Below are 12,927 nucleotides of genomic sequence, written 5' to 3'. Positions count from 1 at the left end.
TAGTGAGTAAAATTTTCGGGGGACGATATGAAGTCCTTGAACGAATTGGTGCTGGGGGTATGGCGATCGTTTATAAGGCCAAGGATGTTTTACTTAACCGTATCGTAACAATCAAGGTGCTCCGAGAGCAGTTTGTCACAGATGAGGACTTTATCCGCCGTTTTCGGAGGGAAGCCCAATCTGCTGCAAGTTTGTCCCATCCGAACATTGTCTCAATTTATGATGTGGGCAAAGATGGAGATACAGAATATATTGTCATGGAATATGTGGAAGGTCGTAACCTTAAAGAAATCATTCGAGAGTATGCTCCACTGTCCACAGATCAGGCTATTAATCTGGCGCGGCAAATTACTGGGGCTATCCAAAATGCCCATGAACACCATATTATTCATAGGGATATTAAACCGCATAACATATTGGTGACGGCGGACGGACATGCTAAGGTCACGGACTTCGGTATTGCGCGGGCAGTCTCTTCGGCGACAGTCACCCATACGGGAGATATTGTGGGTTCAGTTCATTACTTATCTCCGGAACAGGCAAAAGGAATTCAAAGTAATGAGCAATCGGACATTTACTCATTAGGAATTGTGCTTTACGAATTACTGACAGGTAAAGTGCCCTATGACGGAGAAACCCCCATTGCCATTGCTCTAAAACACTTACAACAACTACCTGTTCCTCCCAGCAAACTTAACCCTCGGATTGATAAGGAATTTGAAGCTGTGATTATGCGGGCAATCTCTAAGTCGCCTGAACAACGCTATTTGGCGGCCAAAGATCTCCTTGAAGACCTGGACCACATCCAGGCCGGTCGACCCATTACTCGAATGGAAGTTTTTCAAACGGATGATGCTGAAGCCACTCAGACTCATAAAGGGATGAGTCAAGTTCTGGCACCCGTAGGGGTAAAAAGTTCAATTCCTGCCAAATCCGAAAAGAAAAAACGTCGGCTCTGGATCCTTGGGGGCTTGGTACTCCTTTTTTCTCTACTCGGAGTAGGGATGTGGTTAAAAAGTTATATTGCGGTAGAATCAACGCTGGTTCCAGATTTAGTCTTGAAAACAGTGCCAGTAGCAGAGGATTTTGTAAAAGGTGCTAAACTAAGTCTAAGTACAGAGTCCACCACCTTCCAGTTTAGTGATAAAGTTGAAAAAGACCGCATTATTGAACAGGATCCGAAGGCTGGGTTATCCGTTAGAGTGGGTCGAACCGTTAAAATAGTGGTCAGCAAGGGTCCAGATCTAGGGAAATTCCCAGATGTTACGACTGGTCAGATGACAAAAGAAAATGCTTTGTATCTTATCCAGAATGCAGGTTTTACGGGAAAACCAACCTTTGAAACCATTCCCGATGCGAATGTTCCAAAGGATGCTGTAGTTCGGCAAGATCCTGCTCCCTATGCTTCTTGGCCTAAAAACGGGGATATTCATTTAACCCTGAGTGCCGGACCACAATTACTTCCAATAAATATGCCCAATGTGATCGGAAAAACATCGGCTGAAGCAAAAGCGATACTCGATCAGCATAAGCTAGTCTTTAAAATTGAAACCGAGGACTCTACGACTTCTCCAATAGATGTCGTCATGAATACCACCCCTAATCCTGGAGAAGCAGTTCAGCAAGGGGCCGAGGTTACGATTGTTGTTTCTCGTGGGCCCGGTCCGCTTGCACAAGGAAAGGCTGACTTTGCAATCAAGGACCCGGTATCGATTGCGCAAGTGACAAGTTTTATCCGCAAGAATGGTAAACCTAAGAAACATTAGGATAATCCCTTAAGCACGATGATTAAGTGAGGTATATATGATCAGAGGAGTCCTACTTAAAGGATATGGTGGATTTTATTATGTTTATGCGGAGGACCGAGTATGGGAATGTTCCCTACGCGGTCGCTTTCGCGTTAAAGATCAAGAGTTTATACCAGGGGATCGGGTTAAAATCCTCCCAGACCAAGAAAACAAAGCCACGATTGAGGAGGTAGAGCCAAGGCGAAATGTTTTAAGTCGTCCGGCCGTGGCTAATGTAGATCAGGCTATTTTAGTTTTTGCTCTGACTTCTCCTAAGCCAGATCAAAATCTTTTGGATCGTTTGTTGGTTCAGGTAACTGAAGGAGGAATTGAACCGATTCTCGTTTTTACTAAATTAGATAAATTCAAAAAGGCTGTATTAACTAACGAAGAAGGCGCAGATTCAATCGGTGATGTATACCGTAATATAGGTTACACGGTATTTGAAGTCTCTAATGAAACAGGTCAAGGAATTGAAGAGCTTGGGGCACGGATCAGTAACAAAATTAGCGTTCTGGCAGGACCTTCCGGAGTAGGGAAATCTAGCCTTTTCAATGCCTTATCACCAGGAAAGAACCTGAAAACAGGAGATATCAGCATTAAGTCTAAGCGCGGTCGTCATACTACACGTCATGTGGAATTGATGGTTTGTGCTGGGGGGCTTGTGGCAGATACACCGGGCTTTTCTTCTCTTTCTATGCCAATCATGAAACGCTTAGAGCTAACGGACTATTTCCCGGAAATTGCTTCACGTCGTAGTCAGTGTCGCTTCAACAGTTGTCTGCATGATAAAGAACCTAATTGTGCAATCAAGGCTGCGCTTGAAAAGGGAGAGATTTACCCTAAACGGTATGAGCACTATCTGATTTTTTTGCAAGAAGTAATGGAAGCAGAGAGGAAGTTTTAAGATGATTCAGATTGCACCTTCAATTTTATCCGCCGATTTTTCTCGACTAGGGGACCAGGTTCAGATGGTAGAGGAGGCAGGCGCTGAGGTATTACATATCGATGTTATGGACGGGCACTTTGTTCCTAATCTTACGTTTGGACCTGCTATAGTAAAATCCCTCAGGAATCATTCCAAAATGCGTTTTGATGTTCATCTAATGGTTGAAGAACCGGAAAAATTTATTGTTGAATTCGCTAAAGCGGGTGCGGATCATATTACGTTCCATTTAGAAACGTCCCTCCACGCCCATCGTCTAATCCAACAAATCAAAGAACAGGGAATGACGGCGGGAATCGCGCTTAACCCTGCAACTCCACTGGACGGGGTTAAGTATATTCTGCAAGATTTAGATATGGTACTATTGATGACAGTCAACCCAGGATTTGGTGGACAGAACTTTATTCCTAATGTTCTCCCTAAGATTCAGGTCCTTCATCGCCATCTTGAACAAACCCAATCGTCTTGTTTGATTCAAGTCGATGGAGGAATTAACCTTGAAACTGCTGCAATGGTGGCTCAAGCGGGTGCTCATATCTTGGTGGCGGGCGCCGCTGTTTTTGCCCAAGCTGATCCGCAACAAGCCGTGAAGAATATTCGCAAAGCAGCGGGTTTGATGAAGGGTGAATAAGTTCAAAATTGCAGTATTAGCCAATGGTGTTTGGAATTCTGAATGGGGAAAACATGTTCTCAATGAGGTCGACTTTTTGATATGTGCAGATGGAGGGGCAAATTATGCTGCCCTGTCTGGGCGTACGCCCGATATTGTGATAGGGGATTTGGATTCGATTTCTCCTGAGAACCTTACTCGATGTGAAAATACAGGATGTATTATTGAGCAGTATCCGTGTGAAAAGGATGAGACAGATCTCGAATTAGCACTTTTACGGGCAGAGGAAAAGGCTTCCCTTATGGGTCAATCTGATATTTGGTTGTATGGGGCAAGCGGACATCGAATCGATCATTTCTTGGGTAATTTAGCGCTTATGTTGGGCTATGCACGAAAAGGGTATCGGATCCGTCTCGTTGATCCTGATCAAGAAATGTGGATAATTCAAGGCCGCGAAGAGATTAATGCACCTCAGGGTCAAAAACTATCTTTGATAGCCCTATCGGAGAAAGCGATTGTCACGACTGAGGGGTTATATTATCCGCTTCAACAGGGAGTGCTTTATCAAGATTCTCCACGTGGGATCAGTAATGTGTTTCTTGGTGGGAAAGCGGTGATTGAGGTTCACGAGGGATGGGTGATGGTGGTTATTCCTAACCTTGGGGACGGGGGTAGGAACGGGAGGGTGTGAAGTTGCGCCACTCACCCACGGCGCCGTCGCTACCATGCTTGATCACTCGGCGAGAACGGCAAACCTCTGGGCTATTCTGAATGTGTGTCGCTCCTTGCCATCCTTGGCACCGCGACATCAGTCCATCCATGGACAAGTCCTGTGCCGTTCTGTCCCCGAGTAATCTAAGCCCGGTAGACGCGACTCTGCCTAACGGGTTCGCTCTGCAAAATCACACCCTCCGGGCTGGGGCGGCGTAGGGTTAGGAACGACGAGGGGCAGGAGCGGGAGGGTGTGAACGGAGTATGGGGTGGGAACGGACAGGAGCAGGGGACGGTTGATTTGCATTGTTCTGCTCTCAATAGAGCGTTGTGATTAGGATGCAAGTTAAGAACCGTTCCCGACTTGTATGCCGGAAAACATTATACAGAGCTATAAAGTGCGAGTGCTGGATTTGCTTTTATCGAAATTCTGTTGTTAACTGTGCTAAAACTAGCATATAATAAGAGCATAATTAAGTCCGAATTCTGCCTGGGAGTGATAAATGATGATTATTAAACCTACATCTGCACTGAGGACAGAGCTTGGTGAAATCACAAAAATATGTAAAGAAAGGTCTGAACCTGTTTATTTGACCAAAAATGGTGAGGGCGAGTTGGTTGTAATGAGCATTGCTGCGTTTGAACGAAGAGAAGCAATGCTAAACCTAAGAGCCAAACTGTTAGAGGCTGAAAACCTACGTCTTAGTGGTGCACCAACCTACACTACAGATGATGTGAGAGAATATATCAAAGGTCTGCACAATGAGCAAGTATAAGATTGCGATATTACAAATTGCTCGTGAGGATATCGTGGAAATTTTCTTTTGCATTGCAGAAAACAGTCCGACATCGGCACTTGCTATGACCGACAAGATTATGGGTAAAATTGATACGCTTGCAGAGCATCCGCACATCGGTAAAATCGTACAGGATAGTGAGTTGGCAAAACAGGACTACCGGATGCTGATTATAGACTGCTACATCGCTTTTTATAAGGTAATTAATCACGAGGTCGTAGTATACAGAGTACTTCATGGAATGCGGGATTATCCCGACTTATTGAAATGAACGTAGGTTATATCGCAAATTAACCTGTAATTTAATAGGGATTGACAAAGAAGTGGAAAATATTACCTAAAGCAATAACAGTTAATGATTGTGTTTTAGGTAAGGCTATATATGATATTTATTGGGTGAAGGAATGTAAGTCGAAGGAATGCAAGTCAAGAACCGTCCCCGACTTGAACCGACTTGCATGTACCGGCTTGCACTGAGATTTTGGATAAAGGAAGACGATTTATGCAACAGGATGAACTTTGGATTGGGACTATGCTTGAGGGGAATGCCCGTTGGGTTTTGGTGAAGACGACGGATATTGTGGAGGAAGCTCGTCGGCGTCATGGGATGTCTCCGGTTGCCACGGCGGCGCTGGGTAGGTTGATGACGGGGACTCTTATTCTAGCTAGTGCCCTTAAAGGAGAAGAAAGTATTACTTTACGCTTGTTGGGAGATGGCCCTTTAGAAGGGGTTGTCGCTGTTGGGAATGCGCGGGGAGAGGTTCGTGGTTATGTTAGGGAACCTTTGGCGGATTTGCCGCTTAAAGCCTCCGGAAAACTTGACGTGGGAGGAGCGGTTGGTCTTGGGGAATTGTCTGTGAGTCGAAGCTTACAAAATGGTGAAGTCTTTACCGGGACGGTTCCTTTGGTGAGTGGGGAGATTGCTGAAGATCTGGTTCATTATTTATTAACTTCTGAGCAGATTCTTTCTGCTATGCTACTCGGGGTATTGGTCGAAAAGGATTATCATGTAGCAGGCGCAGGGGGACTACTGATTCAACCCTTGCCTGGAGCGACAGAAGAGGATATCCAGGCAATTGAAAGTCAACTCGGGCAGTTACAGATGGGTATTAGTGAATTGATAGCTCAGAGCCAGACTATAGACGAGTTATTAGGCCATCTGATGGGGCAACTTCCTCATCATGTTTTAGAACGACGTAAGGTGACGTTCTCTTGTACATGTTCGAAGGAACGCTTGAGTGATACGTTGGTTTCAATCGGAAAAAAAGAAATAGCAGACCTAATCTCGGATGGTAATGCCGAAATGGTTTGCCATTTTTGTAATGAACATTATCAATTTAATAAGGAAGATCTTCAACAGATATTAGAGAGGGCGTGAGGTTGGGGAGGGTGTGAAGTTGGGGAGGGTGCAAGTCAAGAACCGTCCCTGACTTGCCCTAACTCGCATGTGGAGTTAGGGATTGGATTGTGGGTAAAATGAAAAAAGCCCGATATAATGTCGGGCTTTTGATTCACTAGCTAGCGCGCTGAACTTTTCCGGAACGTAAACATCTGGTACAAACTTTAATCCGGGCAGGAGTGCCGTTCACAATTGCACGAACGCTTTGCAAGTTTGGTTTCCAAGTTCGCTTTGTCCGAATATGAGAGTGGCTTACTTGAAATCCAGTGACTACTCCTTTGGCGCATATTGCACAAACATTAGCCATGCGCTAAACCTCCTTTGCAACTGAAATGACACTAATACATTCTATCAAAAGACAGGAAGGTTGGCAAGGTTTACTAGTGAACTTTTCTCAATTAATGAGGAAAGTATCTTCGGAGCATCGTTTTTGCTCCTGTAAAGAGTTTTGTTAGAATAAATTCAGTTTTTCTTTGAACATTTTTGATTTCCTTGGTAGAATAGGGTCAACGTGGACGATACCGGAAGGGGAGGGCCTTTTAAATGGGGAAAGAAATTATTAATCATTTAGGTAGAATTGAAATCTCTGAAGAAGTCATATCCACGATTGCTGGTGCTACGGCAGTTGAGTGCTACGGTTTGGTCGGTATGGCATCACGCAAAATTACGGATGGAGTAGCCGATTTATTAGGACGGGAAAATTTGGCCCGTGGGGTTGTGGTCACTAATAAAGATAATGAACTTATAATTGATCTTTATATTGTTGTGGGGTATGGTGTTAAGATTTCTGAAGTTGCGGCTAGTGTCATGGAGCGCGTCCGCTATACCACAGAAAAGCTTACGGGATTAAACGTGTCCCAAGTGAATGTGAACGTCAAAGGAGTTCGCGTTTTAGAGTAGGGCATAAGAGTAGGGGGATGCGGTTTTGAGTCCAGCAGCTACAAATAAAATAGTTGTTCTAAACGGGCAATTATGGAAACAAATGATGATGGCAGGGGCGAAGTCTTTAGAAGCAAAAAAAGGCGACGTCGATGCCTTGAATGTTTTTCCTGTACCAGATGGAGACACAGGGACTAATATGTTTTTAACGATTCATTCGGCCGCTAGGGATTGCGAAAAAATATCCAGTCAGTCTATCAGCGAAGTTGCGGCGGCAGCTTCCATGGGATCTTTAATGGGAGCACGCGGCAATTCAGGTGTGATTCTGTCCCAACTCTTGCGTGGCATTGCTAAGGGATTTGATGGATTACAATCGGCTAATTCTCTTCAAGTGGCTCAAGCGCTGCAAGCAGGGGTGGATACCGCCTATAAAGCAGTTATGAAACCGGTTGAAGGTACAATTCTGACGGTTTCTAAGGAAACAGCACGAGCGGCTTTAGCTACGGCTAAGGGGGGCGGGTCACTCCTTGAAACCCTTCAGGAAGCTCACTTAAAGGGAACGAAGTGCTTAGCAAAAACACCGGATATGTTGCCGGTGTTAAAACAAGCGGGAGTTGTCGATGCTGGAGGACAAGGGTTTCTCATTATTTTGGCCGGATGGATCTCTGTTTTAACGGGCGAGACCCCAATTGAAGATACACAATCTGTTCCAGTGTCTTCTCCTAGCGGACGAGAAAGTGATAATTCTAAACAGGAGTTTATGCAGATTGAAAACCTTGACTATCCTTATTGCACTGAATTTTTAGTCAAGGGCTTAAATTTAAGTATAGACCAAATAAAAGTGGATTTAAGCGATCGTGGAGACTGCCTCTTGGTTGTTGGAACACCTGAAGTGGTAAAGATCCATGTCCATGTTAAAAATCCAGGGAAAATTTTAGATTACGCGATCCAGTGGGGTTCACTTCATCAAGTCCAGATACACAACATGTTAGAGCAAAATGAGAAAATGGCTCATGCTATAAAAGAATCGACAGATTCTGAAAAAGTGCTGTCAGACGATCAAAATCAGCTTCAACCTATGAAAGAGTTTGGGGTAGTTGCCGTTGCCATGGGACAAGGAATTGCGGATGTTTTTTTAAGTCTAGGGGCTGATGAAGTTGTGTTTGGTGGACAAACCATGAATCCAAGTACTGAAGATCTTGCCGAAGCTGTCCTCAAGGTTCAAGCACGCCAAATCTTCATTTTGCCTAATAACGGTAATATTGTCATGGCTGCTCGCCAAGTTAAAGATGTCGTCCTAGATCGTGAAGTGCATGTTATTTCCAGTAAATCAATCCCCCAAGGAATTTCTGCGCTTCTGAATCTTAATCCTGATGGAGATACGGAAACTAACATCAAAAACATGGAACGAGGACTGGGCAATGTTCGCTCCGGTGAAGTAACTTATGCTGTACGGGATTCACAGTATGGAGATTTATCCATTTCAGCTGGGGATCTTTTAGGCCTGGTGGAAGATGTGATTGTGACTACAGGGGAATCCTTATTAAGGGTAGCACAGTCGACCTTGGAAAAGATGGAATGGAAAACGCATGATTTGGTCACAATATTTTATGGAGAAGATACTAAACAAGAAGAGGTTGAACAACTACAAAAGTGGCTACATGAAGAGAATCCGAGCGTTGAAGTTGAGGTTCATCCCGGTCGGCAACCGCTCTACTATTATATCTTAGGTGTGGAATAGGTTAACCTCCGGAATTTTTTCCGGAGGTTTTCTTTACATCTACCCATAAACTGATGTGAGGTACCACTGATACATAGGAGGGGGAAGACTGTGGGCAAGAGTAATGTTTTTGATCTATTAGGGCCAATCATGGTGGGGCCGTCAAGCTCTCATACGGCGGGTGCTGTTCGTTTGGGGATAATGGCCAGGAAAATTCTGGGGGATGAACCTGTACGAGGTACAATCGTCCTCCACGGTTCATTTGCTAAAACGGGAAAAGGACATGGAACAGATTTGGCTTTGGTTGCCGGACTATTAGGCATGAATCCCGATGATGCACGCATACCAGATGCCCCCAAAATTGCTATAGAGCGCGGCCTCAATTTTAGCCTTAAAGGGGGAGATCTAGGAGATGTCCATCCAAACAGCGTGAAGTTTGATTTGGTAGCTAAGAACGGTGGACACGTTCAGGTGATAGGCTCCTCTATTGGAGGAGGGACCATCCTTATTCGGGAAATCAATGGATTTCAAGTAGAAATTAAAGGGGACTATCCCACTTTAGTTATCCTTCACCAAGACATTCCAGGAGTTGTCGCACAAGTGACGCTTCTACTAACGACTGCCCAGATTAACATTGCACGAATGTTGGTTTCTCGCGAAAAGAGGGGAGCACAAGCGCTCATGGTGTTAGAGACAGATCAACGAATCGAGGAAGCTGTGCTGGATTTATTAAGGAAATTACCTAGAATTAATCAGGCATTGGCTATTGAGCCCTTGTAAATATAGGAGGAATGCATTATGCGCGCCTACGAAGCTTGGATAATCGAGGCAGAAAACAAAGGGATCAAAATCAGTGAAGTCATACTCCAAAACCAAATTGAGGAATTAGAACAATCGGAACAAGTGTTGATTGAACGAATGAGCACAAACTTGAACGTCATGCGAGAATCTGTCCAAGCAGGTCTGGTTGGAAAACGTCGTTCTTTATCGGGTTTGGTAGGGGGGGACGCTGCCAAGGTTGAAAGTTATCGAGAAAAAGGCGGAAGTTTAGTGGGTGAGGTTATGAGTGGTGCGATTTCCAAAGCACTTGCTGTAGCTGAGGTTAATGCATGTATGGGTAAAATTGTCGCTGCGCCAACCGCGGGCTCTTGCGGGGTACTGCCAGCAGTTTTGTTGGCGGTTGAGGAGTCCCGTCAAGTTTCTGAACGGGAACTTTTAATGGCCCTTTTTACTGCGGCGGGATTAGGGATGATTCTTGCTGAACGGGCCAGCGTTTCTGGAGCTGAAGGTGGATGTCAGGCTGAAATTGGGTCTGCTGCGGCTATGGCTGCCGCAGCAGCCGTGGAATTAGCGGGGGGCTCGCCGAGGCAGACAGCGGATGCTGCAGCGATTGCCATGAAATCAATGTTAGGGCTGGTCTGTGATCCTGTCGGCGGGCTAGTAGAGGTTCCCTGTGTAAAACGAAATGCGACAGGAGCCATGATCGCTTTGATGGCTGCTGATATGGCGTTAGCGGGTGTGAGGAGCGCAATTCCCGTTGATGAGGTTATCGATACTATGGGGGAGATCGGTAAACAAATGTCCTGCTCATTGAAGGAAACAGCTCAAGGTGGCCTTGCGGTGACTCCCACAGGACGACGAATCCAGGCTGATTTCTTATGAACCTAACTCAAATTCAACTGGTGCTTAATAATTTTCAACGGGCGCTTGCGGCTGAAGAAAAACAAGGGTTCACAAATACAGGCGTATTAGGCGGGTTTAATGTATTTTTGCGGGGAATTCTCCCTCGGCTGAAACAGCTCTTTCCCGAAAAGGACTTAGAGCTGTTGGGAAAATTAGCTCAAAACTATCCAACTTGGAGCCCGCTTCGCCGGAGAGAAGCTTTTTCTGAACTGCGCCGTTTCATACAAGAAGTCATGCTTGAAGTACAGGATATTATTCCTCAAAGTGGACCAATAAGGGTTGACGTTGGACTTCAAAAGGGCAGTGTTCAAGCCCGAGAAGCCCAAGAAAGCCCTAAAAAACGGAGCAGTGCTTCCTTACGAAAGAGGCCTTTACAATATTTAAAGGGGGTTGGTCCGGAAAGAGCGAAGCAGCTTGAACAGCTAGGGATTCAGGATGTGCACGATTTGCTTCTATACTATCCACGGAGGTATGAAGATCGTCGCAAGCGGATGATTGCTGAGTTGAAAGACGGAGAAGTGGCGACCATTGAGGGGAACGTGGTCTCAGGGCATGTGACCAATGGCAAGCTGAAAGTCGTTAAGTTAAGTATCGAGCAATCAGGACGTATGTTTCATGCTACTTGGTTTAACCAACCGTTTATTCTTAAACAATATCCTGTAGGAACTCAAGTGGTTGTGACAGGAAAGGTGCGTTGGAAGCAACAGGTACCGGAGATTCTAGCGACAGATATTGAAAAGGTCAGTGCAAGTAGCCCTGCGAAGGCCCCTGATCAAGACTCAGAAACGATTTTACCCATTTATTCGGAAACGGCGCGTTTATCTTCCAAAGTAATACGCAGCATTATGCAGAGTGTTATGGGACAAGTGGAAGAAGGGTTTCCCGAGATCCTACCCCAAGAAGATTTGCAGGAATGGATGGGGCGCTCTCAAGCCCATCGGGAGATTCATTTTCCAAAGAATTATGCCAGCCTGTCTCAAGCTCGAAACCGGCTGGTTTGGGAAGAGGTGCTCTTTCTGCAACTAGCAGTCGCCGGATTGCGTCAAGGTATGGTCCGTCAGGGAAGCCCCAGGCTTTTAGGGGGAGCAGATTTGCTCCGGGATTTCTATGATTCTCTGCCCTTTCAACTGACTAAAGCCCAACAACGTGTTATCCGTGAAATATCTAAAGATATGACAAAATCCCAAGGGATGGCCCGTCTTGTTCAGGGAGATGTAGGTTCGGGCAAGACAGCGGTTGCCATGGCTGCTTTGTTACGCGCTGTGGGTTCAGGGTACCAGGGGGCAATGATGGCTCCAACTGAAATTTTAGCGTTACAGCATTTGAAATCGATTGAGAAAGTGTTCACGCCTCTGGGTATTTCAGTTGTTTGTTTGCTGGGGAGTCAAAGCAAAGGGGTTCGGGAAGGGATTTTGGCAGAGGTTGCAGATGGACGAGCACAGGTTGTCGTGGGAACTCATGCTCTTATTCAGGAGACAGTGGTATTTAAAGCCTTAGGTCTGGCTGTTACGGATGAACAACATCGTTTTGGTGTGAGACAACGTTCTCAGCTTCAGAGTAAAGGGGAAAGTCCCCATGTTTTAGTCCTTACAGCCACGCCGATTCCCCGCACGTTAGCATTAACACTGTATGGGGATTTGCAGCTTTCTGTACTTGACGAAATGCCAGTAGGGCGAAAGCCAATTATTACCCGAAAATTAACGGAACGAGAACGTCCTAAGCTGGAAAAATTTCTAGATGAGCAAATCAAACTAGGAATGCAAATCTATGTAGTTTGTCCCTTGGTGGAGGAATCCGAGACGCTTGATCTGATTTCTGCCACGCAACGGTCAGCAGATCTTCAGGTTCGCTTTCCGAAACGACGTGTCGCCCTCCTGCACGGAAGAATGAAGGGAGCAGAAAAGGAAGAGATCATGACGGCGTTTCATGCCGGGGAGATTGATATTCTGGTTGCTACGACAGTAGTTGAGGTTGGGGTGAATGTTCCGAAGGCCTCTGTGATGGTGATCGAGTCGGCAGAACGGTTCGGGCTCGCCCAGTTACATCAGCTTAGAGGACGAGTGGGGCGAGGAAGTGAACAATCTTATTGCTTTTTGATATCTGGAAATAATAGTCGTCGTTTAGAGGTTCTTTGCCAGACCGAAGATGGCTTTAAAATTGCCGAAGAAGATATGCGTCTACGCGGAACGGGGGAACTATTAGGGACTAGGCAGCATGGTATAGCCGAATTGCGCTTAGCTGATCTCTCGCGAGATGGGCACCTTGTCGAGAAGGCTTATCAAATGGCACAGAAAGCTATAAAGAACCCAGAGCAGTATGCTTTGCTTTTCCAGGAAGTTCAGAGGTGTTTTCCACCAGAGCAGATTGGGATACATTAGGAGCAAAGTAGAGGTTG

At 45.6% G+C, this 12,927-nt stretch carries 13 protein-coding genes; 12 read left to right on the top strand and 1 reads right to left on the bottom strand.

Annotated features, from left to right (window positions below; all coding sequences use genetic code 11):
- The first annotated feature begins 2 nt into the window (after positions 1 to 2).
- From pknB to hslO, 7 genes are all read left to right on the top strand, one after another.
- Positions 3 to 1,766 (top strand): Stk1 family PASTA domain-containing Ser/Thr kinase, encoded by a 1,764-nt coding sequence (gene pknB, locus UF75_RS04315; protein WP_045573367.1) that lies wholly within the window; start codon positions 3 to 5, stop codon positions 1,764 to 1,766.
- Positions 1,767 to 1,803: 37 nt separating this feature from the next.
- Positions 1,804 to 2,694, top strand: coding sequence for a ribosome small subunit-dependent GTPase A (rsgA, locus tag UF75_RS04310; RefSeq protein WP_045573366.1), 891 nt, complete (start codon positions 1,804 to 1,806; stop codon positions 2,692 to 2,694).
- A 1-nt stretch (position 2,695) separates the two neighbouring features.
- Complete coding sequence (gene rpe / locus UF75_RS04305) at positions 2,696 to 3,364, top strand: ribulose-phosphate 3-epimerase (RefSeq protein WP_045573365.1); 669 nt, start codon at positions 2,696 to 2,698, stop codon at positions 3,362 to 3,364.
- Complete coding sequence (locus UF75_RS04300; protein WP_045573364.1) at positions 3,357 to 4,034, top strand: thiamine diphosphokinase; 678 nt, start codon at positions 3,357 to 3,359, stop codon at positions 4,032 to 4,034. The genes rpe and UF75_RS04300 overlap by 8 nt, the downstream gene beginning before the upstream one ends.
- 526 nt (positions 4,035 to 4,560) lie before the next feature.
- Positions 4,561 to 4,830, top strand: coding sequence for a type II toxin-antitoxin system prevent-host-death family antitoxin (locus tag UF75_RS04295; RefSeq protein WP_082075006.1), 270 nt, complete (start codon positions 4,561 to 4,563; stop codon positions 4,828 to 4,830).
- Positions 4,817 to 5,122, top strand: coding sequence for a type II toxin-antitoxin system RelE/ParE family toxin (locus UF75_RS04290; protein WP_045573362.1), 306 nt, complete (start codon positions 4,817 to 4,819; stop codon positions 5,120 to 5,122). Before UF75_RS04295 ends, UF75_RS04290 begins: the two co-directional genes overlap by 14 nt.
- A 231-nt stretch (positions 5,123 to 5,353) precedes the next feature.
- Positions 5,354 to 6,229: an Hsp33 family molecular chaperone HslO gene (gene hslO, locus UF75_RS04285; protein WP_045573361.1), complete on the top strand. Its 876-nt coding sequence runs from the start codon at positions 5,354 to 5,356 to the stop codon at positions 6,227 to 6,229.
- A 136-nt stretch (positions 6,230 to 6,365) separates the two neighbouring features.
- On the opposite strand, the gene rpmB is transcribed toward hslO, so the two are convergent.
- Complete coding sequence (rpmB, locus tag UF75_RS04280) at positions 6,366 to 6,557, bottom strand: 50S ribosomal protein L28 (RefSeq protein WP_045573360.1); 192 nt, start codon at positions 6,555 to 6,557, stop codon at positions 6,366 to 6,368.
- Positions 6,558 to 6,793: 236 nt separating this feature from the next.
- Here rpmB and UF75_RS04275 point away from each other — a divergent pair, with 236 nt between their 5' ends.
- The 5 genes from UF75_RS04275 (at position 6,794) to recG (ending at position 12,910) form a co-directional block, all read left to right on the top strand.
- On the top strand, positions 6,794 to 7,150 hold the full coding sequence (locus tag UF75_RS04275) for an Asp23/Gls24 family envelope stress response protein (protein ID WP_045573359.1): 357 nt from the start codon (positions 6,794 to 6,796) through the stop codon (positions 7,148 to 7,150).
- Between the two features lie 82 nt (positions 7,151 to 7,232).
- The gene (locus UF75_RS04270) at positions 7,233 to 8,870 is read left to right on the top strand and encodes a DAK2 domain-containing protein (RefSeq protein ID WP_045573398.1); all 1,638 of its coding nucleotides are present in this window, start codon (positions 7,233 to 7,235) and stop codon (positions 8,868 to 8,870) included.
- Positions 8,871 to 8,960: 90 nt separating this feature from the next.
- Positions 8,961 to 9,629 (top strand): L-serine ammonia-lyase, iron-sulfur-dependent subunit beta, encoded by a 669-nt coding sequence (gene sdaAB, locus UF75_RS04265; RefSeq protein WP_045573358.1) that lies wholly within the window; start codon positions 8,961 to 8,963, stop codon positions 9,627 to 9,629.
- Between the two features lie 18 nt (positions 9,630 to 9,647).
- On the top strand, positions 9,648 to 10,511 hold the full coding sequence (gene sdaAA / locus UF75_RS04260) for an L-serine ammonia-lyase, iron-sulfur-dependent, subunit alpha (RefSeq protein WP_045573357.1): 864 nt from the start codon (positions 9,648 to 9,650) through the stop codon (positions 10,509 to 10,511).
- The gene (recG, locus tag UF75_RS04255) at positions 10,508 to 12,910 is read left to right on the top strand and encodes an ATP-dependent DNA helicase RecG (RefSeq protein ID WP_045573356.1); all 2,403 of its coding nucleotides are present in this window, start codon (positions 10,508 to 10,510) and stop codon (positions 12,908 to 12,910) included. Before sdaAA ends, recG begins: the two co-directional genes overlap by 4 nt.
- Positions 12,911 to 12,927: the final 17 nt, after the last annotated feature.

Source organism: Desulfosporosinus sp. I2 (genome assembly GCF_000960765.1).
Taxonomy (GTDB): domain Bacteria; phylum Bacillota; class Desulfitobacteriia; order Desulfitobacteriales; family Desulfitobacteriaceae; genus Desulfosporosinus.
Note: the sequence above shows the minus strand (reverse complement) of the source record. Positions and strands in the feature narration are given on the sequence as shown.